This is a genomic window from Tepidiforma sp., from assembly GCF_026419595.1.
Lineage (GTDB): Bacteria > Chloroflexota > Dehalococcoidia > Tepidiformales > Tepidiformaceae > Tepidiforma.
Window position 1 is genome coordinate 18,202 of record NZ_JANZZD010000003.1, and the last position, 21,381, is coordinate 39,582.

Here is a 21,381-nt window from a genome sequence, read left to right on the forward strand (position 1 = left end):
ACCTCCAGGGCGAGTGACGGGGTGATTACGGTTGGCGCGGCCGGCGGTGCGGCGCGCGGCTACCTGGAGGAAAACGGCGGACCGGTGCCCATGTCCCAAGCCTCCTTCCACACATGTGGCGGTACTTGGGCCCTTTCCCGGACGGGAGCCGGGGAACCATCCGGCCGAGTTCCGCGACTTCTCCCCGGGGAGGAGGAGACCGTTGGGCCCGGATCGGCGCTGAACGAGATGGCCAATGCCAAGTATACCCCCGGCCCGCAGTTCCGCGCCCGCCGAAGGCCCCGGGCCGGTCCCGTGCGCATGCGACGCGGGAATCATCGTCGCCGGTTAATGACAGCGCGCGGGCGAACCTGTTACTCTCGAACCGGTAACCAGGTTCCATCGGCCTCACGGAGAGGTCATCTCGCCAGTCCCGGAAACGCTCGATGACCGCAGGTTCCACGAATTCTTGGAGGGTCATCGAGTGTCCTTCGCGGATAAAACGCTCGTCTGTGTCGATTGCAGCGAGTCCTTCACCTTCACCGCAGGCGAGCAGGAGTTCCACGCTTCGAAAGGGTTCACGCAGGAGCCGCGGCGCTGCCCGTCCTGCCGGCGGGCCAGGAAGGGCGTGCAGGGCGGCGGCGCACCGGGGGCCGATTCGCGGCCGCCGCGCCAGCTCTACGACGCGGTCTGCGCCTCGTGCGGGAAGCCGGCCAAGGTGCCGTTCGAGCCGCGGAGCGGTCGGCCGGTCTACTGCAGCGACTGCTTCCAGCCGCAGCCGCGCGGCCTGAGCCACACGGCCGGCCGGCCGGCGGGCCGCGAGCCGCGCAGCGGCGGGTTCAGCAGCTGGGGCGACTTCGAGCCGATGGAGCGCGGCGGCGGCCGCGGCGGCCGCGGCTGGAACGACCGGAAGGGCGGCGGCAAAGGCCGCCGCTGGTAATCCGGCTTCTGCGCGAGCCCCGGCGTCCCCCGCTGGTATGATGCGGCCGGGGGCCCGTAGCTCAGCGGTGAGAGCAGTCGGCTCATAACCGATCGGTCCCGGGTTCGAATCCTGGCGGGCCCACCAGCGCGCCCTGCCTAAAGCGCCGCAAAACGGCCGCTCGGCTCCCGGGTCGGCGGACGATCGGCCGTGATGCGCGCGCGATGCTTCGGAACACGCTAACCTTTGCCCGGAAGCACCGCGGCCGACCCGGCCGCATGGAGGAGACAGCACCGATGCCGATCAGCCGCCCCATCGAACCGCTCGCCGCAACCGACGAGGAGCTCCGCAAAGCGCTCGAGGACGCGTTCCTGCCGGCGCTCCTGCCGGCGCTCGCCCAGGCCACTGGCGATTTCTCGATCCTGCGCGAATCGCTCCGGCCGCCCGGGGTCGCGCCGGGTGTGCAGCAGGGCGGGATGACGCCGACCCAGCAGGCGGAGGCGCGCGAAGTGGCGTTCGAGGCGCTGAAGAAGCTCCGCGACGGGGAGATCTCGCCGAACTCGCTTCCGATCGAGGAGGCGCTGCTCCGCATCACGGCGTGGATGACGGGCTCGCCGGCCTCGGAGGACTACATTCCGCTGCTGCTCGAAGAGCTGGCGCCGGAGGGGCAGGACCCGCGCGCGCCCTCGTGGCAGAAGGACCCGGCGCTCCCGTTCAAGGTCGTCATCATCGGCGCCGGGATGTCGGGGATCCTCGCCGGCATCCGGCTGAAGCAGGCCGGCATCCCCTTCACGATCCTCGAGAAGAACCACGACGTCGGCGGCACGTGGCTGGAGAACACCTACCCGGGCGCGCGTGTCGACGTTTCGAACGCGTTCTACAGCTATTCGTTCGCCCAGAAGATCGACTGGCCGACGCACTACTCGACCCAGCCGGTCCTGCTGGACTACTTCCGCGAGTGCGCGCGGGAGTTCGGCGTGCGGGAGCACGTCGAGTTCAACACGGAAGTCACGCTCCTCGAATGGGACGACGACCGGGCCGAGTGGAACGTCCACGTGCGGCGGGCTGACGGCAGCGAGGAGGTGCTGCGGGCGAACGCCGTCATCAGCGCCGTCGGCCAGCTGAACCGGCCCAAGATTCCCGATATCCGCGGGCTCGAGCGGTTCCGCGGTCCGCAGTTCCACTCCGCGCGCTGGGACCATTCGGTCGACCTCGCTGGCAAGCGCGTCGCGGTCATCGGCACCGGCGCGAGCGCGGCGCAGTTCATCCCCGAGGTGGCGAAGGTCGCCGGCGAGGTCGTCATCTTCCAGCGAACCCCGAACTGGTACGTGCCGGTGCCGCACTACCACGATGAGGTGCCCGCGGGGCTGCAGTGGCTCTTCGCCCACGTGCCGCACTACGCGCACTGGTATCGCTTCTGGCTGTTCTGGAACACGACCGACGGCCTGCTCGCCGCCGCGAAGGTGGACCCGAACTGGACCGACAAGAGCCGCTCGGTGGGCCCGGAGAACGAAAACCTGCGGCTCCTGCTCACGGCCTACCTGCAGATGCAGTTCGCCGATCGCCCCGACCTCCTGCCGAAGGTGATGCCCGACTACCCGCCGGCCGCCAAGCGGCTGATCCTCGACAACGGCATCTGGGCGCAGACCCTCAAGCGGCCGAACGTGAAGCTCGTCACGGAGAAGATCCGCGAGGTAACGGAATCGGGCGTCGTGACCGAGGACGGCACCGAATACGCGTCCGACGTGCTCATCTACGGCACCGGGTTCCAGGCCTCGAAGTTCCTGACGCCGATGCGCGTGCTCGGCCGGGGCGGCAAGGATCTCCACCGCGAGTGGGACGGCGACGCCCGCGCCTACATGGGCATCACGGTGCCCGACTTCCCCAACTTCTTCATGCTCTACGGCCCGAACACCAACATCGTCGTGAACGGCAGCATCATCTACTTCTCCGAGTGTGAAGTGCAGTACGTCATGGGCTGCCTGAAGATGCTCTTCGACCGCGGGGAGCGCGCGCTCGACGTCCGCAAGGACGTGCACGACGCCTACAACGAGAAGATCGACCGCGCGAACCTCGAGCGCGTCTGGGGCGTGGCGACCGTGAACAGCTGGTATCGGAACGAGAAGGGCCGCTCTGCCCAGAACTGGCCCTTCAACCTCATCGAATACTGGCAGCAGACGCGGGAGCCGAACCCGGCCGACTACGAGTTCATCCGCGAACGGGCGCTCGCCGGCGGCGACTGACCCGCTTCCTCGAGTCCGTCACGCAGGGCCCGCGCCGAGCGCTTCGGCGCGGGCTTTTCCGATCGCAGCCGCCGCTTCGGCCGCCGACAGGACGGCGCTTTCGCCGCCCCGGCGGAACCGCAGTTCGACGCCGCCGCGCTCGAGCGACCGCGGGCTCACGGTCACCCGCGCCGGCATACCGAGAAGGTCGGCATCCTTGAACTTGATGCCCGGCGAATCATCCCGGTCGTCGACGAGCGCTTCGAGGCCGTGCGCCGCGAGGGATGATTCGACCTGGCGAAGCGCCTCCGCGACCACGGACTCGCCGGCGCCGATAGAGACGACGTGTGCATCGAACGGCGCCACTTCCCACGGCCAGGCAATCCCGTCGGCATCGTGGTTCGCCTCGATGATGGCGGCGAGCATCCGCTCGACGCCGATGCCGTAGCAGCCCATGACGCAGGGCCGGCGCTCCCCGGACTCGTCGAGGTAGTAGACGCCCATCTTTTCGGCGTAGAGCGTGCCGAGTTTGAAGACGTGGCCCATCTCGATGCCGCGGCGGGTTTCGAGCGGCGACCCGCATGCCCGGCAGGCGTCGCCGGCGCGCGCGAGGGCAATCTCGGCGACGAGGGTCGCCTGCCAGTCGCGGCCGTGATTCAGGTTCCGCAGGTGGTAGTCCGGCTCGTTCGCGCCGCCGACGAGGTTGACCGCCTCGACGGCGCTCGTGTCCGCGACGATCGGCATGCCGCTGATACCGGCCGGGGAGGCGCTCCCCGCCACGAGGCCCAGCTCCCGCACGGTCGCGTCATCCATCGGTTCGACGTCGCGCGCGCCGAGGGCGTTCTTCAGCTTCACTTCGTTGACCTCGAGGTCGCCCCGGATGGCGACGAAGACCGGCTTGCCATCGGCGCGGTAGAAGACGGCCTTGAGCGTCTGGCGCGGTTCGACGCCGAGGAACGCCGCGACTTCGGCGATGGTGCGCTTGCCCGGGGTGTGGACGCGCTCGGCCGGGGCGGGCTCGCCCGGGACCGGCGGCGGCGGGACGAATTCGGCCTTCTCGGCGTTCGCGGCGTAGCCGCAGCCGGGGCAGAGCAGGATGGTGTCCTCGCCGGAGTCGGTGAGGAAGACGAACTCCTGGCTGTCTTTGCCGCCGATGGCGCCGGAGTCGGCGGCGACGGGCACGACCGGCACGCCGGCCCTGCGGAAGATGCGCTGGTAGGCAGCGAATGCCGCATCGTAGGAGGCGTCCAGCGTGTCCCATCCGGTATCGAAGCTGTAGGCGTCCTTCATCGTGAATTCGCGCAGCCGGATGAGGCCGCCGCGGGGCCGGGGCTCGTCGCGGAACTTCGTCTGAATCTGGTAGAGCGTGACGGGGAGGTCGCGATAGCTCTGGATCGTCCGGGAGGCGAGGTAGGAGATGACCTCTTCGTGGGTGGGGCCGAGGGCGAACTCCCGCTCCTTGCGGTCCGTGAGGCGGAAAAGGGTCTGCCCCATGAGAGCGGCGCGGCCGCTCTGCTCCCAGAGCTCGATGGGGTGCAGCGCCGGGAGGTGGACTTCGAGCGCCCCGGAGGCGTTCATCTCCTCGCGGATGATGCGCTCGATGTTGCGGACCACGCGCCAGCCGAGGGGCGTGAAGCAGTAGAGGCCGGCGGCGAGCGGCACGACGAGGCCGGCGCGGAGCAGGAGCCGGTGGCTCGTCAGCTCCGCCTCGGCCGGGGCTTCGCGGAGCGTCTTCACGAGCAGCTGGCGCATGCGCATGGGCATCCTCCCGGGTGGGTCGAGGCTCAACGTTGGCCGCCGCTCGCCCTTTCGGTCAAGCCCGGCGCGGGCGGGCGAGGTCGTTGGTGTCGAGGATGAGGGTGACCGGCCCGTCGTTCACGAGCTCGACCTCCATCTCGGCGCCGAAAACGCCTTCTTCGCACGGGATGCCGAGGCCCCGTACCGCCTCGACGAACGCCCGGTAGACCGGAAGCGCAGCGGGGCCGGGAGCAGCGGCTTCGAAGGACGGCCGCCGGCCGCGGCGCACGTCGCCGTAGAGGGTGAACTGGCTGACGCAGAGGATGGCGCCGCCGACTGCGGCGAGGTCGAGATTCATGCGGCCATCGGAGTCGTCGAAGACGCGGAGGCCTGCGACCCGCTGCGCGAATGCGCGGGCGCTCTCGGCCGTATCGCCGTGGGTGACGCCGAGCAGGACGAGGAGGCCGCGGTCGATGGCAGCGACGGTTTTGCCGCCGGCCCGGACCTCCGCGCGGCAGACGCGCTGCACGACGGCCCTCATGGGGCGGAGGCTGCGGCCGGGAGCGGGATCAGGTCCTGCACGGCGCGCGCGACTCGCTCCTGCGTCGCGGGGTCGAGCACCGCCTCGGGATAGCCGTCGCCGGTTTCGATTTCGAGCCGGAGGAGGTAGCCGGTAACGGCGGCCATGAAGAGGTCGACGAGCGCCGCGGCGCGCGGCCCGGCGGCGGCGAAATGCTCGTGGAGCGCCTGCCGCCAGCGGGCGCGGGAGGCGTTGCGCAGGGCCGTGGCGGTCGCATCGGAACGGAGCACTTCGCGCGCGACGAGGCGGAGGTAGGAGAAGTTCCGCGCGGAAAGGCGCATGGTCGCGATGACGAGGTCGGCGATGCGCTCCGGGGTCAGCTGAGCGCCGGGTTCGGCCCGCGGGAATTCGCCGGAGGGCCCCTCCGACCAGAGCGCCTCGAGGAGGTGCCGCTTGGTCGGGAAGTAGTAGAAGACGGCGGCATCGGAAAGGCCGCAGCGGCTGGCGATGGAGCGCACGGACGTGCCATCGAAGCCGTCGCGCGCGAAGGCGTCCATCGCAACGGCGAGGATGCGGGCGCGGGTCTCGTCCCCTCGCGTGGATTCGCTCCCGAGGCTCCCCGGGTCACGCGCCACAGCGCGCCTCCATGCCGATCGCGCAGCGGATGAAGAACCGGACCCGCTCGCGGAAGACCGGCTGGCGGAGGACATCACCGGCCGTATTGCCGTACGTCATGACGGCGTCCCAGAGCATGCCGGACAGTGTGTGGAAGAGCCGGTCGGCCGCCGCCTCGATATCGCCGCCATAGGACGCGGACCGGAGGATGCGTTCGACTTCGCCGCGGTAGCGCGCTTCGCCGTCGCGGAGATAGGCAACCGACGCCGGGTCGCCGCGGAGCTGCTGCTGGAGCATCGCGCGGACGAGGGCGGCGTTTTCCGCCCACCAGTCGAACATCGCGGCGAGGACATCGACGGCTTCGTCGAGGGTTCGCGCAACCGGAGAGACCCGGTACTCCGGCTGCACCATGAGGGCGCGAAAGAGGTCGTACTTCCCGGGGAAGTAGTAGTGGACCGCCGGGTCGCTGACGCCAGCCCGGTTCGCGATCATCCGGATGGAGGTGCCGTCGAAGCCGCGCTCGGCGAAAAGCTCGCGGGCGACTTGCAGAATGCGGTTGCGGGTGGCGACGGCCTCCGGGGTCCGCGGTTCGCGCGCCAGTGGGAGCTCGTTCGCCATGGGCGAAGTATAGCCCCGCCACGGGTGACGGCGAAGATGAGTAAATCGTTGAATAGGGTCAGGAAGCGGCTGCCGCCTCGCCGGTCGACTCGCTGGCGGTCGACGTGCTCGCAGCAGCGTCTGACTCGGAGGCCGAGCCGGCGGAATCGCTCAGCGCGGACTGCTTGTTGCGGCTGTCGGTGATGTACCAGCCGCTCCCTTTGAAGACGATAGGCGGCGCATGGAGCACGCGCTTGGCGGTGCCTTTGCCGCACTCTTCGCAGGTGTGGGTCGTCGGCGCATCGAAGCCCTGGCGGAGTTCGTACCTCGCGTCACAGGCCGGGCAGTGGTACTCGTAGGTCGGCAACGGTGCACCTCGGAGATGAGATCGGCGTGAACTCATGATTCGGCGCTTAGCACTCCCCTGTCAAGAGTGCTAAGGGACCGGGAAGCGGGAGGGCGGTAGAATGGCGGCGGAGAGGTGCCCGAGTGGCTGAAGGGAACCGTCTTGAAAACGGTCGTGGGGCAACCCACCGTGGGTTCGAATCCCACCCTCTCCGCCACCCGGTCTCCCGGCTTTCGCGCAGAACCCCCTGCGGGCGTACCCTGTTCCGCAGCGGGGTGTAGCTCAGCCTGGCAGAGCGCCTGGTTTGGGGCCAGGAGGTCCCGCGTTCGAATCGCGGCACCCCGACCATCCAGCCGGCGGGGCATCCGGTTTCGCCGGGCCGCCCGCCGCCGGGGCCGCACTACGGGGCAACGAGATGAGTGACGAGTACGGTGTCGATCTCGACGAAGTCTTCCGGGTCATCGATACCGCCGAGGTGCTCGTCGTGCGGTTCCACTTCATCGACCGGCGCCTGCTCGTCGATTTCCGCACCCGGCCGGGCGTCGAACCGCTCATCCGGGTCGTACCCCGCGCCGAATCGGTGGAAGAGCGGTTCCGCTCCATCAAGCGGCTGCGGCCCGAGTTCCCGCTGCCCGAGCGGGTCCTGACCTTTCACTGGCCGCGGTCCGTCCCGGTCTTGCTCGCCAGCGGGGCCTGGCAGCGGCTCGTGGACCGCGCCTCCGCGCTCGGTTCCGACGAAACGACGGACGCGTGCGCCCGCGCGCTCGAAGAGCTGATGTCGCTGGAGCGAAAGGAAGTCATCGGCGCCATCACCGGGGCGTCGCACTACCAGACGCTCTGGGAGCGGCCCGCCCGGTGACGCGCGTCATCGACCTCCGCAGCGACACGGTCACGAAGCCGACGCCCGCCATGCGCGCCGCGATGGCCGCTGCGGAGGTCGGCGATGACGTCTTCGGCGATGACCCGACGGTAAACCGCCTCGAGGCTCGCGCTGCTGAGGCGGTCGGCAAAGAGGCCGCGCTCTTCGTCCCCTCCGGCACGATGGCGAATCTCGTCGCGCTGTTGACCCATTCGAACCCGGGCGACGAGGTCATCCTCGGGGACCAGTCGCACATCTTCCAGTACGAAGTGGGCGGCGCGGCGCGAATCGCCGGGCTCGTGACCCGGACGCTGGCGAACCGCCCGGACGGCACGCTCGACCCGGAGGAGCTGCGGGCTGCCATCCGGCCGGAAACGATCCATTCGCCGGGGAGCCGCCTCCTCTGCCTCGAGAACACGCACAACCGGTGCGCCGGCGCAGCACTGCCGCCTGCGGCCGTCGCCGGGCTGGCGGAGATTGCCCGCCGACGCGGCCTCGCGGTCCACCTCGACGGGGCGCGGATTTTCAACGCTGCGGCGGCCCTCGGGGTAACGGCCGCTGAGCTCGCCGCGCCGTGCGATTCGATCTCCTTCTGCTTTTCGAAGGGCCTCGGCGCGCCCGTCGGGTCCGTGCTCTGCGGGAAGCGCGAGTTCATCGACCGGGCGCGCCGGTTCCGGAAGCTCCTGGGCGGCGGCATGCGGCAGGCGGGCGTGCTCGCAGCGGCCGCCCTCTACGCGCTGGACAATCACATCGAACGCCTGCCCGAAGACCACACGAACGCCCGCCGACTGGCGGAAGGGCTTGCGGCCCTCGGTCCGTTCCGGCCGATTCTGCCGCAGACGAACATCGTCGTCGTCGACGTGCTCGAAGGCCGGGTCGACGACTGGCTTGCCGCCTTCGCCGCGGAGGGCGTGCTCGCGGTCGCGTTCGGGCCGGGCCGATTCCGGATGGTGACGCACCTCGATGTCAGGAGTGCTGACGTCGATGAGGCGCTCACCCGCATCACACGCATCGTTGGAGCCAGGCACCGTTGAACATTCCGATTCGTCTTCTCGTCCCGGCGGTTGCGGCCGCCGCGCTGCTCACCGCCGCCTGCGGCTCGCAGGAGGAGCCCCCGGCGGAGCGGGTCTTTCTCGGACCGCCGTGGACGGGCGACGAGCGCTACACCTACGACCTGCTCGCGAGCGGGCGCGAACCGTACGGCACCTGCATCCTCGAAACCGACGTCGAATCCGCGCCGGGCGTGACGACACTGAGCCGCCTGTGCAGCGACGAGCCGGGCCCGCACCGCGACGACGGGACCGCGGAGGTGGACGGCCAGACGCTGGAGCCGCTGCGCTCGACCCGGGTGCAGACGGACGCAGAGAAGAACCGCCGCATCTCGTTCACCGCGACCTACGAGTACCCCATCGTGAAATTCCAGGCAGATGAAAACGGCAAGTTGCGGCAGACCGAGCGCGACTTGCCGCAGCCGACGGCATCGAACCCCGACCCGGCCTACTACGACGACGAAACGATGCTCTGGCTGGTCCGCGGCATCGAACTCCGGACCGGCTACCAGGGCACCTACCGCAACGTCTCCGCGGCCACTGGCGCGGTCTTCGACGTGAAGCTTCGGGTCGAGGGCGAGGAGGAGGTGACGGTGCCGGCGGGGACGTTCCGGACCTGGAAGATTCGCATCAGCACCTCGACGATCACCCAGTTCGCCTGGGTCGAGGCCGAGGCGCCGCACCGGGTCATCAAGGCGCGCGTGCATGGCCTGCAGGACGTCGACTACGTGCTGAGCGGCAGCGAACGACCCTAACGAAAGCAAGCAGGACGGGGCCAGCCGGGCCGGGGTATGCTGCCGTCCGGCGCCGGTGCTGCCCCCTCGCCGGGCGCCGAGTAACCCGTAGCGCGATGGGACCACGGAGGCTGAACGGTGGACCGTTTCGGGGGTTTGCTTTGCTTGACACCGGTGGTGCCGGTCACGAAGATGCACCAACGCCTTTACCAGCCAGTCGGCCAGCCAATCGAATAGCCCATATGCCATCCGTCTTCGTCATCAGCCGGGAACCTCGCATGCGCGCCGCGGTCGCCGACTACCTCCGCGACCGCGGGTACGATGCGGCGACCGCGGGCAGCTACGACCAGGCGATGGAGGTGCTCGGCGAGCGCTGGTTCGATGCGCTGGTCGTGGACGTGCAGGGGTTGCCGCGGGGCGAATCGGGCGCGACGTTTGCCCAGTTCAACCAGTGGCTGGCGCTCGCGTTGCACCGGCAGCCGCCATCGATGATCTACCTGCTCCACAAGGGCGCGCGCCGTCCGCACTTCCGGATCGAAGGCGCGGTCATCAAGAAGCCGTTCCCGCTCGAGGCCCTCGGCGAGGCCCTCCGCGAGTGCATCGGTCTGCCGGGGCGCGACCACCGGGAACGCGGCCTCGACCTCGACCTCGCCTCGAACACGCTGCGGTGCGGCGAACGGCAAGTCCACCTTACGAACATCGAGGCCACACTGCTCGCATACTTGATGGAGCACGAGGGCGAAACGCTCCATCCCCGCGATCTGCTCGTCGACGTGTGGCAGTACCACGATGCCGCCGGCGCGAGCACGCTCGTGCGCGCCCACGTGAGCAACCTGCGGCGGAAGCTGCGGGAGGTGCTCGGGACGGGCGACGCCATCCAGACGATCCGGGGCAAGGGCTACCGGTTCATCGCCTGACGCTGTGAGGTGACACGCGCATGAAGCTCGGTCTCAACATCGGCTACTCCGGCGCGCGCATTGAGCTGCCGCTGGAGCTGATTCGTTACGCCGAATCGCTGGGGTACGACTCGGTCTGGACTGCCGAGGCTTACGGTTCGGACGCGGTGACGCCGCTCGCCTACCTGGCGGCGCTGACGAGCCGCATCCGCCTCGGCACCGCCGTGATGCAAATCCCGGCGCGCACGCCCGCGATGACCGCGATGACGATGTCCACCCTCGACCAGCTCTCGGGCGGCCGGGTGATGGTCGGCCTCGGCCTGAGCGGCCCGCAGGTGGTCGAAGGCTGGCATGGAGTCCCCTACGGCCGCCCGGCGGTCCGGATGCGGGAATACGTGCAGATCCTGCGCAAGATTTGGGCCCGGGATGAGCCGGTCAGCTTCGACGGGGAGGAGTGTCAGCTGCCTTACCGCGGCCCGGGTGCGACCGGGCTGGGCAAGCCGCTGAAGAGCATCCTGCACGGCCGGCAGCTGCCCGTGTACCTCGCGACGATGGGGCCGGTCAACATCCGAACGACGGCCGAACTCGCCGACGGCTGGCTCCCCATCTGGTTCTCGCCCAGGCGGATGCCGATGTTCCGGCCGCACCTCGAAGAGGGCTTCCGGCGGGCCGGCAACGGCAAGAGCTGGAAAGACTTCGATATCGCGGCCGGCTGCACCGTCGCAATCGGCGACGACGTCGGCGCGCTGCTCGCCGCGCAGAAGCCCTTCCTCGCGCTCTACATCGGCGGGATGGGCGCCCGCGAAAAGAATTTCCATAACGAAATGGCGATCAAGTACGGTTACGGCGACGCCGCGAAGCGGATCCAGGAGCTGTATCTCGCCGGGCGAAAGCGCGAGGCCGAGGAAGCTGTCCCGGATGAGCTGGCCGACGAGATGTCGCTCGTCGGGCCGGTCGCGCGCATCCGCGAACGATTCCGCGACTGGGAGGACGCCGGCGTCACGACGCTGCTCGTGCAGTCGCGGCAGCCCGAGGCGCTCCGCTTGATGGCGGAGCTGACCGGGGCCGACCGCGGTGCGGCGGTCCAGGGTTAAGGCGCGGCGGCGGCCCGCTCGGGGGCCCGCTCGTACTTCCGCACCGGCGTGAGGACGATCGGCGCGAGCGGCGGCGCATCGAACGAGGCGATGACGCGCTCTTCGGGCGCCGGGCCGTAGGTGGTCGTGCGCTGGCGCGGCGTGCGGCCCATCGCGCGGATGAGCCGCTCCATCTCTTCCGGCGGCAGCTCCTGGCCGAAGCCTGCGCCTGCCGCGCGCGAGATGCTCTCGTTCATCAACGTCCCGCCCATGTCGTTGACGCCGGCATCGAGGCACGCCCGGACGCCTTCGGGGCCCATCTTCACCCACGAAACCTGGATGTTCGTGATGTAGGGGTGCAGGGCGAGGCGCGCCACGGCGTGCATCAGCACCGCCTCGCGGAACGTCGGCCCGCGGCGGGCGCGGCCCTTCAGGTAGATCGGAGCCTCCATGTGGACGAACGGGAGCGGGACGAACTCGGTGATGCCGCCGGTTCGCTTCTGGAGGTCGCGCAGGGCGACGAGGTGGCGCGCCCAGTTCCGGGGATGGTCGATGTGGCCGTACATGATGGTCGAGGTCGTCCGAAAGCCGACCCGGTGCGCTTCTTCGACCACGCGGAGCCACTGGTCGGTCGAGAGCTTGTCCGGGCAGAGGGTGACGCGGACTTCGTCGTCGAGGACCTCAGCGGCGGTGCCCGGGAGCGTCCCGAGGCCCGCTTCGCGCAGCCGGAGCAGGAATTCCCGCACCGTGATGCCGAGCGTCTCTGCGCCCTGCGCCACTTCGAGCGGCGAGAAGGCGTGGATGTGGAGGCCCGGGACGGCCTGCTTCACGGCCTGGAGGATGCGCAGGTAGGTCGCGCCGGTGTATTCCGGGTGGATGCCGCCCTGCATGCAGACTTCGGTCGCCCCGCGCTCCCACGCTTCGCGGGCGCGGCGGACGATTTCGCCCGTGTCGAGGTCGTACGGGGTGCCGCGGAGGCTTTCGCTCAGCTTGCCCTTGGCGAAGGCGCAGAACTGGCAGCGGAAGTAGCAAATGTTGGTGTAGTTGATGTTCCGGTTGACGACGTAGCTGACGACGTCACCGTTGACCGCGGCGCGGAGGCGGTCGGCGGCCTCGCAGACGAGGTGGTAGTCGTCGCCGCGGGCGTGGAAGAGCCGTTCGATTTGTGCTTCGGTCAGGTCTTCCCCGGCTTCGCGGGCGGCGAGGATGGCGCGGACCTCGGCGGTCGATGTGTCGATGCGGCGGGCCGGGTCGAGCTTCCGGGGGATGTCGGCCGGGGGCGGCGCGGCCGCAGCGTCGCCGGGCGACCAGTCGTCCATGCGGGCGAAGCCCTCGGCGTCGATGGCGCGGATGACGGCGGTGCGCAGCGCCGGGTCCTGCCAGCGCTCGGAGTCGAGGGCATACGCAGGGTAGACCGGGAGCCGCTCGATGAGCACCTTGCCGCACTCGGCCGTGCGCCGGCGGAGCTGTTCGAGGTGCGGCCAGGGCGCCTCCGGGTTGACGTGGTCCGGGGTCACGGGCGAGACGCCGCCCCAGTCGTTGAGGCCGGCGGCGACGAGCCGCGGGTAGTCGTCGTAGCTGAGGTTCGGCGGCGCCTGGATGTTCATCTCCGGCCCGAAGATGATGCGGGCGACGGCCAGCGACCAGAGGAGATCGTCGAGGTCCGGCTCCGGGGCGTCGGCCATCTTCGTGCCGGGCTTGGCGCGGAAGTTCTGGACGATGACCTCCTGGAGGTGGCCGTACTCGGCGTGCAGCCGCCGGAGGGCGAGGAGCGATTCGATCCGTTCGCGGCGGGTCTCGCCGATGCCGATGAGGATGCCGGACGTGAACGGCACTTGCTGGCGGCCGGCCTCGGCGATGGTGGCGAGGCGGACCGACGGGCGCTTGTCGGGCGAGCCGTAGTGGACGGCGCCTTTCTCGGTGAAGAGCCGCTCGGCCGCGCTTTCGAGCATGATGCCCTGGGACACCGAGACGCGCCGGAGCAGCGCGATCTCCTCCGCGGTCATGACGCCGGGGTTGGCGTGCGGCAGGAGGCCGGTCTCGCGGTAGACCAGTTCGGCCATGGCGGCGAGGTAGGCGATGGTCGTCCGGTAGCCCATCTCGTCCAGCTCGCGGCGGGCCGTGCGGTAGCGCAGCTCCGGCTTGTCGCCGAGCGTGAAGAGGGCTTCGCGGCAGCCTGCCGCCGCTCCGGCGCGGGCGATCTCCAGCACCTCGTCGGGCGTCATGTACGCGCGCTGACCGGGCTTCGGCGGTTTCGCGAACGTGCAGTAGTGGCAGGCGTCGCGGCAGAGCTGGGTGAGCGGGATGAAGACCTTGCGGGAGTAGGAGATGAGGTTCCGGTGGGCGCGGTCGCGGAGTTCCGACGCAGCGGCGAGGAGCGGTTCGAGGTCGGTTTCGTCGGCGAGGGCGAGCGCCTCGTCGTCAGAGGGCAGCGAGCCGGCGAGGACGCGGTCGAGGGTGGCGCGGGTGGTGGTGAGCATGGGTCGCCCCGGCGCGGGGTTTCGGAGTAACTTCATTTCTTGAACTTACCCCTGCGCGCGCGTAGCATAACGCAACCGATACCCGGAGGCCAGCCGTGTCCCAGCAGGTGCGCTGTCCCGTCGCCGCAACGCTCGAGCTCGTCGGGGACCGCTGGACGCTGCTCATCGTGCGCGACCTGCTCCGGGGCCGGCGGCGGTTCAACGAGCTCCGGGAGTCGGTCGAAGGCATCCCGCCGGCGGTGCTCGCGGCGCGGTTGCGGACGCTCGAGGGCGCGGGCGTGGTGGAGCGGCGGGCCTACCAGGACAGGCCGGCGCGGTTCGAATACCGGCTGACGCCGAAGGGCCACGCGCTCGGCGTGGTGGTCGGGGCGCTGGCGGACTGGGGCCAGCGGTACGCCGAGGCGGACCTCGCCCTCGTCGACCGCGAATGCGGCCACGGGCTGAGCGTCGTCTACCACTGCCCCACTTGCGAGCGGCAGGCGCCGCGCCGGCGGGTCCGGTTCGCGGGCCGGGGAGAGCACCCGTTGCCCTCCGGGGGGGCCGGGGCTACGCTGCCGGGATGACGCAGCCCTCCCGCCTCATCTACCTGCCGCCCGGGGTCGCCGCAGTGCCGGCCGCGCCGGTCACGAACAACGGCGCGCCCTTCGACCGCAACTTTTTCGAGAACGTGCTGCCGCCGGCGATCGCCGCGTTCTGTTCGCAGGTGAACTGTGAAGTGCCGGTGGTGGAGCTGACGACCATCGACGGCGTGCGACACTACGTGAACGGCATCAGCGGCGTCGCCGACCAGTGGGTCGCGCTCCAGACGTCGAGCCCGGACCACGAGCACCCGACCCAGGTGTTCATCCCCTACCAGACCATCTTTCGGGTCGAGATTCACCCGGAGCACGACGTCCGCCGGCACCGGCTGGGGTTCCTGACCGATGCGACGCGGCCAGCACAGGCGCAGGCCGGGCAGCGCGGGCGGGCGCGGCCGGCTGCGCAGAAGAGCGACTGACGAACATCTGTTCGCCGCTCCCGGGCTCTGGCACAATGGTCGGCGATGACTGCCTCATCCCCGGCCGCCGACCCGCTCGCGCCGTTCAGCAGCCCGGTTCGGTCGTGGTTCACCGGGGCGTTCCCTGCGCCGACGCCAGCGCAGGCGAAGGGCTGGGAGGCGATCGCATCAGGGGCGCACACGCTGTTGCTCGCGCCGACGGGGTCGGGCAAGACGCTCGCAGCGTTCCTCTGGTGCCTGGACCGGCTGGTGCAGCGGCCGCCGCTCCCCAACGGCCGGGATGGCAAGCCGCGCCGGGCCGGCGTGTCGGTGGTCTACGTTTCGCCGCTGAAGGCGCTCTCGTACGACATCGAGCGCAACCTGCGCGCGCCGCTCGCTGGCCTGCGCATCGCGGCTCTGCGCGAGGGACTGCCCGAGCCTGACATCACCGTCGGCGTCCGGACCGGGGACACGCCGGCGCGCGACCGCGAGGACTTCCGACGGCACCCGCCCGACATCCTCATCACCACGCCCGAGTCGCTGTACCTGCTGTTGACGTCGAAGGCGCGCGAGGCGCTCGCGACGGTGGAGACCGTCATCGTCGACGAGATCCACACGATGGCGTCGACCAAGCGCGGGGCGCACCTCGCGCTTTCGCTGGAGCGGCTGGAGCGGCTCACCGGCCGCGAATTCCAGCGCATCGGCCTCTCGGCGACCCAGCGGCCGCTCGACGAAGTGGCGCGCTACCTCGGCGGCGACCGGCCGGTGCGGGTGGTCGATGCCGGTTCGACGCGGCCGCTCGACCTCGAGGTCATCGTGCCGCTGGAGGACATGACGCGGCCGGCCGACTACGCGGGCCCCATCCCCGAGAGCGAACTCAGCCCCGAGCAGCGAACCTCCGTCTGGCCCGCCTTCTACCAGGAGATTCTTCAGCTCGTGCGGTCGCACCGGTCGACGCTGGTGTTCGTGAACAACCGCCGGCTCGCCGAGCGCATCGCCGCGCGCGTGAACGAACTGGCGGGCGAGACGCTGCTCAGGGCGCACCACGGCTCGGTCTCGCGCGAGCAGCGGTTCGCTATCGAGGAGCAGCTGAAGGCCGGCCAGCTGCCGGGGATCGTTTGCACGAGTTCGATGGAGCTCGGCATCGACATGGGTGCGGTCGACCTCGTCGTCCAGGTCGAATCGCCGAAGAGCGTCGCGAGCGGCCTGCAGCGGGTCGGGCGGGCAGGCCACCAGGTCGACGGTGTGAGCCGGGGTCGGCTGCTGCCGAAGCACCGCGCCGATCTGCTCGAATGCGCGGTCGTCGCGCGCCGGATGCGCGAAGGCGCCATCGAAGCGACGCACGTGCCGCGGAACCCCCTCGACGTCCTCGCGCAGCAGATCGTCGCGGCCTGCGCGGTCGAAGACCTGACGGTCGACGACGTCCTCGCGATGGCCCGGCGGAGCTACCCCTTCGCGACCCTGGGCCGGGAGCAGCTCGAGGGCGTTCTGGGGATGCTCGCCGGCCGCTACCCCTCGGACGAGTTCGCTGAACTCCGGCCGCGGGTGACCTGGGACCCCGACACGGGGGTGGTGAGCACCCGCCGCGATGCGAAGACGCTCGCCATCATCAACGCGGGCACCATCCCCGACCGGGGGCTCTACGGCGTGTACCTCGGCGAGGACGGGCCGCGCGTCGGCGAGCTGGACGAGGAGATGGTGTACGAAAGCCGGCCCGGCGAGACGTTTCTGCTCGGGGCGACGACGTGGCGGGTCGAACGCATCACCAGGGACCGCGTCATCGTCTCGCCGGCCCCGGGCCAGCCGGGGAAGATGCCGTTCTGGCGGGGCGACGGCGTCGGCCGCTCGGCCGAACTCGGGGAGGCCGTCGGCGCGCTGGTTCGCGCCCTCGAACGCCGGCGGGCAGACGAAGCCGCGGCGTGGCTGGAGCGGGAAACCGACCTCGAGGGCCGCGCCGCGCGGAACCTCGCCGCGTACCTCGCCGAGGAGCGGGAAGCGACGGGCTACCTGCCGACCGACCGCCGCATCGTGGTCGAGCGCTACCTCGACGAACTGGGCGACTGGCGCATCGTGGTGCTCTCGCCGTACGGCGGCCGCGTCCATGCGCCATGGGCGATGGCTGTCGAAGCCCGGCTGGCGGCAGCCGGGTTCGGCGAGACGCAGGTCATCTGGGGCGATGACGGCATCGCTATCCGAGCCGGCGGGGCCGAGGAGCCGCCGCCCACGGACCTCCTCTTCCCGCCGGCGGACGAGGTCGAGGACCTGGTGATCGAGCGGCTCGGCGGAACGGCACTGTTCGCCGGGCGGTTCCGCGAGAACGCGGGGCGCGCGCTGCTGCTCCCCCGGCGGCGGCCCGGCGCCCGCGCGCCGCTCTGGCTCCAGCGGCAGCGCGCGGCGGACCTGCTCGCGGTGGCGAGCAAGTACGGCTCCTTCCCCATCGTCCTCGAAACGTATCGGGAGTGCTTGCAGGACGTCTTCGATCTGCCGGCGCTGACGCGGCTCTTGCGCGCGGTCGAAGCGCGCGACATCGAAGTCCGCGAAGCAGCCGTCCGCGATGCCTCGCCATTCGCCCGCTCGCTGGCCCTGGAATACGTCGCCGCGTTCATGTACGAGGGGGATCTGCCGCTCGCCGAGCGAAAAGCCCAGGCGCTGACGCTCGACCGGGCGCTGCTCCGCGACCTCCTCGGCGAAGCGGACCTGCGGGAGCTGCTCGACCCCGAGGCGGTGGCAGCGGTCGAACTCGAGCTGCAGGGACTCGCAGGGGTCCGAAAGCCGGCCGACGCGGACGCCCTGCACGACCTGCTCCGGCGGCTGGGTGACCTCACGCTCGAGGAGGTCGCGGCGCGGGTGGCGGACCCGGCCGAGGCGGGGGCGCTGCTCCAGCAGCTGGCGGCGAGCGGCCGCGCCTGCGCTGTGCGCATCGCTGGCGAGGAGCGCTGGATCCCGGCCGAGGATGCCGCGCGTTACCGCGACGCCGTGGGCGCGGTCATCCCCCAGGGCGTGCCGGGCGCGTTTGCCCCGGCCGCGCCGGGTGCGCTCGGGTCGCTGCTCCTGCGGTATGCGCGCGCGCGTGCGCCCTTCGCGACGGCGGACCCCGCCGGGCGGTGGCGGCTGCCGCCGGCAATCGTGGCCGATGCGCTGGCGGCGCTCGAGGCCGAAGGGCGGCTGGTACGCGGGGAGTTTCGCCCCGGCGGGAGCGGTGATGAGTGGTGCCACCCGGAGGTGCTCCGGCTGATCAAGCGGCGGTCGATCGCGCGGCACCGGCGCGAAGTCGAGCCAGTCGATGGGGCGGCTTTCGCCCGCTTCCTGCCCGCGTGGCACGGGGTCCCGGGCAAGCTCGCCGGGCTGGACGGCCTCCGCGACGCCATCGCCCGGCTGGAGGGCTACCCGATGCCGGCTTCGATGCTGGAGCGCGCCATCCTCCCCGCCCGGGTCGAAGGGTATACGCCCGCGATGCTCGACGCCCTCTGCGCTGCCGGCGAAGTCGTGTGGTTCGGAGCCGGGCGCATCCGCGACGACGACGGGCGCGTCGTGCTCGCCGCGCGGGAGCGGCTGCCGGCCTTCGTGAGCAGCGAGCCGCCGCCCGGCGAGGGCACCGCGCGGGCGGTCTACGAACTCCTCCAGGCGCGGGGTGCGCAGTTCTTCGCGGACATCGTTGCCGCGATCGGAGCGCCGGTCCGGGAGGTGCTCGATGCCCTGTGGGACCTCGCGTGGGCCGGGCTCGTGACGAACGACACCTATGCGCCGGTCCGCGCCTGGCTGGCGCGGGGCGGCGACCGGCGGCCCGTGCCTGGCGGGCGGCTGCACCGGCTCCCGCCGGAGTCGGGCGGCCGCTGGGCTGCGCTCCCGCCCGCCGCCGACAGGACGCGGTCGCTCCACGCATGGGCCGGGGCGCTGCTCGAACGGCGGGGCGTCGTCACGCGCGAGGCGGCGAACGCGGAGGCGCTCCGCGGCGGCTTCTCGGCGCTGTATCCCGTGTTCCGCGAGATGGAGGAGCGGGGCCGGACCCGGCGGGGCTACTTCGTCGAGGGACTCGGCGGCGCCCAGTTCGCGCTCGCCGGTGCTGTCGAACGGCTTCGAGCCGAGCGGGCCCCGGCCGAACGCCCGCGCGCGCTCCTGCTGGCCGCCGTCGACCCCGCGCAGCCCTACGGCGAGGTCCTGCCGTGGCCGGGCACGGGCGACGGCGCGAACCGGCGCTCGCCGGCCCGCGCGGCCGGAAGCTTCGTCATCCTCGTCGAGGGCGCGCCCGTGCTGCTCCTCGAACGCTGGGGGAAATCGGTCGTCAGGCTCGGAACCCTCTCGGACGAGGCGGACGGTGCGCTGGCGGCCGCGCTCGACGCGCTGGCGGCGGCAGCTCCTGCGCTCGCGCCCCGGGGACTGACCATCGAGCGGATCGACGGGGGGCCGGCAGCCGAATCGCCGCTGGCGGCGGCGCTTACGGCGCGCGGCTTCGCGGCCGGCTATCGGGGTCTCGTCTACCGCCCGGGGGCGCGCCGCGATGCCTGAGGGCGACGCACTCTACCGGTTCGCCGGCCGGGTCGGCGATGCGCTCGAGGGGAAAGTCATCCTCGCGGCGCGGGCGCACGGGCCGGGACCTGTCCCGCAGGTCGAGCGGCTGGTCGGGGCGCGCTGCGAACGCGTCGCTTCCCGGGGGAAGAACCTGCTCATCGAGTTCGACAACAGGCTCGCCCTGCGAGGCCACCTCCGAATGTACGGGACGTGGCACGTGTACCGCCCGGGGGAGCGCTGGAGCCGCCCGGAGGCCGAAGCCCGGCTCGTTCTCGAAGTCGCGGATGCGGTCGTGGTGAACTTCAGCGCGCCGGTGATCGAACTCCTCGAGGTGCGCGCGCTCGCCCGCCATGCGCCGGTTACGGAACTCGGCCCGGACCTCCTCGCCGACGATTTCGACGCAAACGAGGCGCTCCGGCGGCTGCGCGACCCGCTGCGCGCGGAGATGACCATCGGCGACGCCATCATGGACCAGCGGGTGATGGCAGGGGTCGGCAACATCTGGAAGCACGAGACGCTCTTCCGCTGCGGGGTGTACCCGTGGACCCGCGTGCGCGACCTCGACGATGCGACCTTGCTGGAGCTCATCGAAACCGCGCAGCACCTGCTCCGCGCGAGCGTCGGCAAGCCGAACCGGTGGGGTCTTGCGCGGCGCCCCTCGATGTACGCCTACATGCGCGGCGGTCAGCCGTGCCGGCGCTGCGGCACCACGCTCCGGAGCGCGCGGCAGGGGGTCGATATTCGGTTCACCGTCTGGTGCCCGCGGTGCCAGCCGGCGCCGGCTCCCGATGAGCGGGATTCCCGGCAGGCGGGCGCTCGAAGGCCGCCGCCAGGCGGTCGGCCAGGCTGAGATTCCCGGAACGGCGCAGCTCGGCGGTCAGCGGATGGAGCAGGCGGTTCACTGCCGAGCGGAGCGCGCGGTCGACCGCTGCGGCGTCAGCGCGCGGGTGCCGCGCGAGCGCGCGGTCGAGCGCTTCGCGGCGGGCGTGCTCGGCCGCAAGGCGGAAGCGGCCGATGGGATGGCTGCTGTCCTCACTTGCGGCGCTCAGCCGCCGTTCGAGCGCTGCCACGACGGATTCGCGCAGGCGCGCCCGGAGCGCCATCGCGTGGGGCCGGCGCGCTTCATCCTCGAGCATATCGGCCAGCGTCACGACCGGGACGCCCGGAACGTCGACGAAGTTCCGCGGCGTGCCGAGGTCGATGAAGAGCCGGGCCGGCCGGAAGCCCCGGGGGTCGATTGCGCCGGCGCCTGAGCCGAGACAGCCGGCGACCACGTCCGCATCCACGTCGGCAGCTCCGGCGAGCGGAACGAAGGCGAAGCCCTGGCCCGGGTCGCGGCGGCCGGCGACGAGGACGTCGAATCCGAGTTCGGCCCCGCGCCGTGCGACCAGCCGGCCGAGCGCGCCCGCGCCGAGGACGAGCAGGCGTCCTTCGCGCGCGATGCCCCGCAGCGCGAGGGCGCGGTCGAGCAGATGCCCGGCGTGACTTCGCGCCGGGAACTCCGCGCGGGCGTCGCGCGCGGCGGCGAGCGCGAGGTCGGCGGCAGCGCGCAGAGGACCGCGCGCCTCCCGAAAAGCGGTCCGCACCTGCCCGGCGATCTGCTCTTCGCCGAGGACCACCGAATCGAGGCCGGCCGTCACGGCGGCGAGCCGCTCGAGCGCTGCCCGGCCGCGGAGGCTGAGCGGGGCGCCGCAGGCGCAGGGGCCGAAGCCGTACGCTTCGAGCCGCTGGCAGCTCTGCACGAGGGCGTCAGCCGGGTGGGCGGATTCCGCGTGCCGCGTCAGCGCCGGCATGGAGAGTGCGTCCAGCGACACGGTGCGCCAGGCGCAGACGCGGAGGTCCGGGAGCCACGAAGGTTCAGGCATATTGT

18 protein-coding genes and 3 tRNA genes are annotated in these 21,381 nt (G+C 71.2%); 14 read left to right on the forward strand and 7 right to left on the reverse strand.

Features of this window, described 5'->3' with window-relative positions; genetic code table 11:
- Positions 1–463 precede the first annotated feature (463 nt).
- From N2041_RS02435 to N2041_RS02445, 3 genes are all read left to right on the forward strand, one after another.
- Positions 464–919, forward strand: a complete 456-nt coding sequence (locus N2041_RS02435; protein WP_297675465.1) for a zinc-ribbon domain containing protein — start codon at positions 464–466, stop codon at positions 917–919.
- A 50-nt stretch (positions 920–969) separates the two neighbouring features.
- Positions 970–1,045 (forward strand) — tRNA-Ile (locus N2041_RS02440).
- A gap of 149 nt (positions 1,046–1,194) precedes the next feature.
- Positions 1,195–3,141 carry an NAD(P)/FAD-dependent oxidoreductase gene (locus N2041_RS02445; RefSeq protein ID WP_297675467.1) on the forward strand — a complete coding sequence of 649 codons (1,947 nt, stop codon included), beginning with the start codon at positions 1,195–1,197 and terminating at the stop codon, positions 3,139–3,141.
- Between the two features lie 18 nt (positions 3,142–3,159).
- On the opposite strand, the gene N2041_RS02450 is transcribed toward N2041_RS02445, so the two are convergent.
- The 5 genes from N2041_RS02450 to N2041_RS02470 are packed head-to-tail and all read right to left on the reverse strand — an operon-like array spanning position 3,160 to position 6,956.
- On the reverse strand, positions 3,160–4,878 hold the full coding sequence (locus N2041_RS02450) for a proline--tRNA ligase (protein WP_297675469.1): 1,719 nt from the start codon (positions 4,876–4,878) through the stop codon (positions 3,160–3,162).
- A 55-nt stretch (positions 4,879–4,933) separates the two neighbouring features.
- Positions 4,934–5,398, reverse strand: coding sequence for a D-aminoacyl-tRNA deacylase (gene dtd, locus N2041_RS02455; protein WP_297675471.1), 465 nt, complete (start codon positions 5,396–5,398; stop codon positions 4,934–4,936).
- Entirely contained in the window at positions 5,395–6,012 is a 618-nt protein-coding gene (locus tag N2041_RS02460; RefSeq protein WP_297675473.1) for a TetR/AcrR family transcriptional regulator, read from the reverse strand. The genes dtd and N2041_RS02460 overlap by 4 nt, the downstream gene beginning before the upstream one ends.
- Positions 6,002–6,610 carry a TetR/AcrR family transcriptional regulator gene (locus tag N2041_RS02465; RefSeq protein WP_297675475.1) on the reverse strand — a complete coding sequence of 203 codons (609 nt, stop codon included), beginning with the start codon at positions 6,608–6,610 and terminating at the stop codon, positions 6,002–6,004. The genes N2041_RS02460 and N2041_RS02465 overlap by 11 nt, the downstream gene beginning before the upstream one ends.
- Before the next feature lie 58 nt (positions 6,611–6,668).
- On the reverse strand, positions 6,669–6,956 hold the full coding sequence (locus tag N2041_RS02470; RefSeq protein WP_297675477.1) for an FmdB family zinc ribbon protein: 288 nt from the start codon (positions 6,954–6,956) through the stop codon (positions 6,669–6,671).
- Positions 6,957–7,064: 108 nt separating this feature from the next.
- Between N2041_RS02470 and N2041_RS02475 the strand changes: the two genes are divergently transcribed.
- The 7 genes from N2041_RS02475 (at position 7,065) to N2041_RS02505 (ending at position 11,567) form a co-directional block, all read left to right on the forward strand.
- A tRNA-Ser gene (locus N2041_RS02475) sits at positions 7,065–7,152 on the forward strand.
- 54 nt (positions 7,153–7,206) lie between these two features.
- A tRNA-Pro gene (locus tag N2041_RS02480) sits at positions 7,207–7,283 on the forward strand.
- Positions 7,284–7,350: 67 nt separating this feature from the next.
- On the forward strand, positions 7,351–7,794 hold the full coding sequence (locus tag N2041_RS02485) for a hypothetical protein (protein WP_297675479.1): 444 nt from the start codon (positions 7,351–7,353) through the stop codon (positions 7,792–7,794).
- Positions 7,791–8,828: a low-specificity L-threonine aldolase gene (gene ltaE / locus N2041_RS02490; RefSeq protein ID WP_297675481.1), complete on the forward strand. Its 1,038-nt coding sequence runs from the start codon at positions 7,791–7,793 to the stop codon at positions 8,826–8,828. The genes N2041_RS02485 and ltaE overlap by 4 nt, the downstream gene beginning before the upstream one ends.
- Positions 8,825–9,598 (forward strand): DUF3108 domain-containing protein, encoded by a 774-nt coding sequence (locus N2041_RS02495; RefSeq protein WP_297675483.1) that lies wholly within the window; start codon positions 8,825–8,827, stop codon positions 9,596–9,598. Before ltaE ends, N2041_RS02495 begins: the two co-directional genes overlap by 4 nt.
- A gap of 221 nt (positions 9,599–9,819) precedes the next feature.
- The gene (locus N2041_RS02500) at positions 9,820–10,494 is read left to right on the forward strand and encodes a response regulator transcription factor (protein WP_297675485.1); all 675 of its coding nucleotides are present in this window, start codon (positions 9,820–9,822) and stop codon (positions 10,492–10,494) included.
- Positions 10,495–10,514: 20 nt separating this feature from the next.
- Entirely contained in the window at positions 10,515–11,567 is a 1,053-nt protein-coding gene (locus N2041_RS02505; protein WP_297675487.1) for an LLM class F420-dependent oxidoreductase, read from the forward strand.
- Here the strand turns inward: N2041_RS02505 and cofH are convergent.
- Positions 11,564–14,026, reverse strand: a complete 2,463-nt coding sequence (gene cofH / locus N2041_RS02510) for a 5-amino-6-(D-ribitylamino)uracil--L-tyrosine 4-hydroxyphenyl transferase CofH (protein WP_297675489.1) — start codon at positions 14,024–14,026, stop codon at positions 11,564–11,566. The genes N2041_RS02505 and cofH overlap by 4 nt on opposite strands.
- A gap of 95 nt (positions 14,027–14,121) precedes the next feature.
- On the opposite strand from cofH, the gene N2041_RS02515 reads away from it, so the two are divergent.
- The 4 genes from N2041_RS02515 to N2041_RS02530 are packed head-to-tail and all read left to right on the forward strand — an operon-like array spanning position 14,122 to position 20,361.
- On the forward strand, positions 14,122–14,589 hold the full coding sequence (locus N2041_RS02515; protein ID WP_297675491.1) for a helix-turn-helix domain-containing protein: 468 nt from the start codon (positions 14,122–14,124) through the stop codon (positions 14,587–14,589).
- Complete coding sequence (locus N2041_RS02520) at positions 14,586–15,023, forward strand: hypothetical protein (protein WP_297675493.1); 438 nt, start codon at positions 14,586–14,588, stop codon at positions 15,021–15,023. Before N2041_RS02515 ends, N2041_RS02520 begins: the two co-directional genes overlap by 4 nt.
- Positions 15,024–15,068: 45 nt before the next feature.
- Positions 15,069–19,508, forward strand: coding sequence for a DEAD/DEAH box helicase (locus N2041_RS02525; protein WP_297675495.1), 4,440 nt, complete (start codon positions 15,069–15,071; stop codon positions 19,506–19,508).
- Complete coding sequence (locus tag N2041_RS02530; RefSeq protein WP_297675497.1) at positions 19,501–20,361, forward strand: DNA-formamidopyrimidine glycosylase family protein; 861 nt, start codon at positions 19,501–19,503, stop codon at positions 20,359–20,361. The genes N2041_RS02525 and N2041_RS02530 overlap by 8 nt, the downstream gene beginning before the upstream one ends.
- On the opposite strand, the gene N2041_RS02535 is transcribed toward N2041_RS02530, so the two are convergent.
- A complete protein-coding gene (locus tag N2041_RS02535) occupies positions 20,258–21,376 on the reverse strand; it encodes a hypothetical protein (protein ID WP_297675499.1) in 1,119 nt (372 codons plus the stop codon). The two genes, N2041_RS02530 and N2041_RS02535, sit on opposite strands and share 104 nt — an antisense overlap.
- Between the last annotated feature and the right edge of the window lie 5 nt (positions 21,377–21,381).

What these genes read in the sequence shown, in the direction of transcription:
- N2041_RS02445 (WP_297675467.1), top strand. Translation starts at nt 1,195, where the DNA reads ATGCCGATCAGCCGCCCCATCGAACCGCTCGCCGCAACCGACGAGGAG.
- N2041_RS02450 (WP_297675469.1), bottom strand. Translation starts at nt 4,878, where the DNA reads ATGCGCATGCGCCAGCTGCTCGTGAAGACGCTCCGCGAAGCCCCGGCC.
- dtd (WP_297675471.1), bottom strand. Translation starts at nt 5,398, where the DNA reads ATGAGGGCCGTCGTGCAGCGCGTCTGCCGCGCGGAGGTCCGGGCCGGC.
- N2041_RS02465 (WP_297675475.1), bottom strand. Translation starts at nt 6,610, where the DNA reads ATGGCGAACGAGCTCCCACTGGCGCGCGAACCGCGGACCCCGGAGGCC.
- N2041_RS02485 (WP_297675479.1), top strand. Translation starts at nt 7,351, where the DNA reads ATGAGTGACGAGTACGGTGTCGATCTCGACGAAGTCTTCCGGGTCATC.
- N2041_RS02500 (WP_297675485.1), top strand. Translation starts at nt 9,820, where the DNA reads ATGCCATCCGTCTTCGTCATCAGCCGGGAACCTCGCATGCGCGCCGCG.
- N2041_RS02505 (WP_297675487.1), top strand. Translation starts at nt 10,515, where the DNA reads ATGAAGCTCGGTCTCAACATCGGCTACTCCGGCGCGCGCATTGAGCTG.
- cofH (WP_297675489.1), bottom strand. Translation starts at nt 14,026, where the DNA reads ATGCTCACCACCACCCGCGCCACCCTCGACCGCGTCCTCGCCGGCTCG.
- N2041_RS02520 (WP_297675493.1), top strand. Translation starts at nt 14,586, where the DNA reads ATGACGCAGCCCTCCCGCCTCATCTACCTGCCGCCCGGGGTCGCCGCA.
- N2041_RS02525 (WP_297675495.1), top strand. Translation starts at nt 15,069, where the DNA reads ATGACTGCCTCATCCCCGGCCGCCGACCCGCTCGCGCCGTTCAGCAGC.
- N2041_RS02530 (WP_297675497.1), top strand. Translation starts at nt 19,501, where the DNA reads ATGCCTGAGGGCGACGCACTCTACCGGTTCGCCGGCCGGGTCGGCGAT.
- N2041_RS02535 (WP_297675499.1), bottom strand. Translation starts at nt 21,376, where the DNA reads ATGCCTGAACCTTCGTGGCTCCCGGACCTCCGCGTCTGCGCCTGGCGC.